Raw genomic sequence first — 3,016 nt, 5'->3', positions numbered from 1 at the left:
ATCCTCCCATCTCCGCCACACAATTTGAGAAACCCCGCCGACAACGATGACAAATAAAGCGAGCGTAGACAGCTGTGATGCCGAAAGGCGTTGAGCACATTGTATCGTGGACAAGCTGACGAGAGCGCCCGAACCAGTGATCGAAGCTGTGATGCCGAAAGGCGTTGAGCACATACTGCATTCACCGGAGGCGCCACTTGGTTCGACGTGATCGAAGCTGTGATGCCGAAAGGCGTTGAGCACATCTACCCGATTCTTTTGCCGAGCAGTTCGATGGGTGATCGAAGCTGTGATGCCGAAAGGCGTTGAGCACATATGATATGGACAAGCAAGGAGGTGATAGCGTGGCGAGTGATCGAAGCTGTGATGCCGAAAGGCGTTGAGCACATTTCGTCTTCTACGGGATCCAGACCTGTCGTTTCAAGTGATCGAAGCTGTGATGCCGAAAGGCGTTGAGCACACGCGGACAAAGCCGACGGGCAAGCCGCACAGCGCCCTGGTGATCGAAGCTGTGATGCCGAAAGGCGTTGAGCACTAGCATTCCTGCTTGTCCATACTGCCCATATATAGCCGCGTGATCGAAGCTGTGATGCCGAAAGGCGTTGAGCACAGGATAACTGCTCCACGCGCGTCGCCTTTATTGATGTGATCGAAGCTGTGATGCCGAAAGGCGTTGAGCACTATGGGGTGCCCGCGCTATCGAAAGTGATACTAGGTGATCGAAGCTGTGATGCCGAAAGGCGTTGAGCACATGAGCGCGATGAGAAGCCCCAGAAGCGCAGTGCCGTGTGATCGAAGCTGTGATGCCGAAAGGCGTTGAGCACATTAGCTGGGCAGACACATTGATCGTCACGACTCTGGTGATCGAAGCTGTGATGCCGAAAGGCGTTGAGCACTTCATGGGGTCAGAAAGTAGTATACAGCCCATATTTGTGATCGAAGCTGTGATGCCGAAAGGCGTTGAGCACTTTTGCGGTGTTGATTTATCGTGTAGCTCGTCCGCGTGATCGAAGCTGTGATGCCGAAAGGCGTTGAGCACATGGAACACCCGATTACCATGTAGTTTATGGTGTGTTGTGATCGAAGCTGTGATGCCGAAAGGCGTTGAGCACATCTCGCAATGAACGCCCGTCAATTCTTCGCTTCAAGTGATCGAAGCTGTGATGCCGAAAGGCGTTGAGCACTTAAGCTACGGTGGCATACATAAGCGCAGCCGCCCCCGTGATCGAAGCTGTGATGCCGAAAGGCGTTGAGCACTTTTGCGGTGTTGATTTATCGTGTAGCTCGTCCGCGTGATCGAAGCTGTGATGCCGAAAGGCGTTGAGCACCTGGGATGCTCGCCCTTGAAATACTTACGTACGATGATGTGAACCAAGCTTTGATGCCAACGGGTTCATGGGGGCAATACAGCCCGCGAACTGGAGCCGTGTTCGCGCCGTATGGTGCTCGCGGGCTGTCGTCCGTTGGCTCATGGCCATGTTGGTGACTCGTTCCTACTTGCTACTTGCCATCCAACTCAGGTTTCAATGGATCAACCTCGTCAGCCGCTTATGCCGCCAGACCAGGCGGTAGTACGCGTACTGCAGCCCCAGGTTGGCGACGAACCCCGCGCAGTAGCCCACCCACACCCCGTCAATGCCGATGCGGCCGGAGAGCACGAACGCGACCGGGATCTCGATGACCCAAATGGCCAGAATCGACAAGAGGGTGGGCCAGAACACAATGCCGCTCGACCGCATGATGCCGGAGAGCACCGCCGCGTTCCCAAAGACAAGGTAGCTCCAGAGCGTGATCATCAACAGCTCGTACGCGATGTCCAGGGTGTGCCGGCTGGTGAGAAACAGCGCCAGGATGTCGCGAGCGAAGACGTAGCAAAGGGCGACCAGCACACCGCCGACGGCGTAGTTGACGAGCGTCGCCGCGCGCAACAGCGGCTTGAGGCGCTCGAACACGCCCGCGCCGATGATCTGCGACCCGAACACGGACGCGGCGATCCCGATGCTGACCGCCGGCATCTGCACGTAGTTGGCCACCTGGTAGTATGCGCCGTAGGCGGCGGTGGCGTCCGCACCGAAACGGTTGACGAGGCTCACGATGGCGATTTCCGACAAGGTCACCATGATCATCTGCACGCCGGTGGGGATGCCGATTTTGAGCAAGGTCCGAAGCAGGCCAAGGTCAATCCGCAGGTTGCGGACGAGCTGCGCGTCCACGCGCAGCGGGTGCCGCCGCACGTGCAGGTACAGGATGAGCAGCGCCAGCGTCAACAGGGTGGACCACAGGTTGCCCCAGGCCGCGCCGACGAGGCCGAGGCGGGGCAGGCCGAGCCATCCGAAGATGAGCGCCGGTCCGATGAGCGATCCGAGTACGGTGCTGACGACCAGGAAGTAAAACGGCGTGCGCGAGTCGCCCGTCCCGTTGAGAAACGTGGTATACACCGCATAGACGAACAGGACGGGCAGCGACGCGAACATGATGCGGCCGAAATGGATGGAAGCCGCAAGCACGCTGGCCGGCGTGCCCATGGCGGACAAAACGGGTGCGGTGAACGCCACGCCCGCCATCCCGAGCACAAACCCGACGAGAAAGGTGAACGTGAGCGTCGTCCCGGCCACCGCCTTCAACCGGTCCATCTTTTGCGCGCCGAACGCCTGGCCGATGAGGACGGAACTGCCGCTGCCGATGCCAATCATGAACGAGATGAGGAAGAAAAACACAGGAAAAAACGCCGACATGGCGGCGAGGTCGTGCACGCCGAGAAACCGTCCGATGATGACGCTGCCAATGGTGTTGCTGAGCGACTGCAATGCGTTGCTCAGCATGAGCGGGATGAGGAAGATGACGAGCGCCTTCCAAATCGGTCCCGCGAGCGCCTGCGGGCCGCGGCGGCGATGCGCGGGATGGGGCGCGGCATCGCCTGCGGCAGCATCGCGGCTGGCAGTATTCCCCGCTGCCGCAGCGCCTGCAGCCGGGCCTGCGGCAGCACCCGCGGCCGGACCTGCCGCGGCGCCCGCAT

General features: G+C 59.5%; 1 protein-coding gene and 1 CRISPR repeat array. The gene reads right to left on the bottom strand.

The window, feature by feature from the left end; genetic code table 11:
* Positions 1–62: 62 nt before the first annotated feature.
* Positions 63–1,328: a CRISPR direct-repeat array (repeat unit 36 nt; unit sequence GTGATCGAAGCTGTGATGCCGAAAGGCGTTGAGCAC).
* Positions 1,329–1,523: 195 nt separating this feature from the next.
* Positions 1,524–2,858: an MATE family efflux transporter gene (locus IEX97_RS12790; protein ID WP_229776911.1), complete on the bottom strand. Its 1,335-nt coding sequence runs from the start codon at positions 2,856–2,858 to the stop codon at positions 1,524–1,526.
* Positions 2,859–3,016: the final 158 nt, after the last annotated feature.

This window comes from Paenalicyclobacillus cellulosilyticus (assembly GCF_014647315.1).
GTDB lineage: Bacteria > Bacillota > Bacilli > Alicyclobacillales > Alicyclobacillaceae > Alicyclobacillus_J > Alicyclobacillus_J cellulosilyticus.
This window is presented reverse-complemented; position numbering and strand designations above follow the sequence as displayed.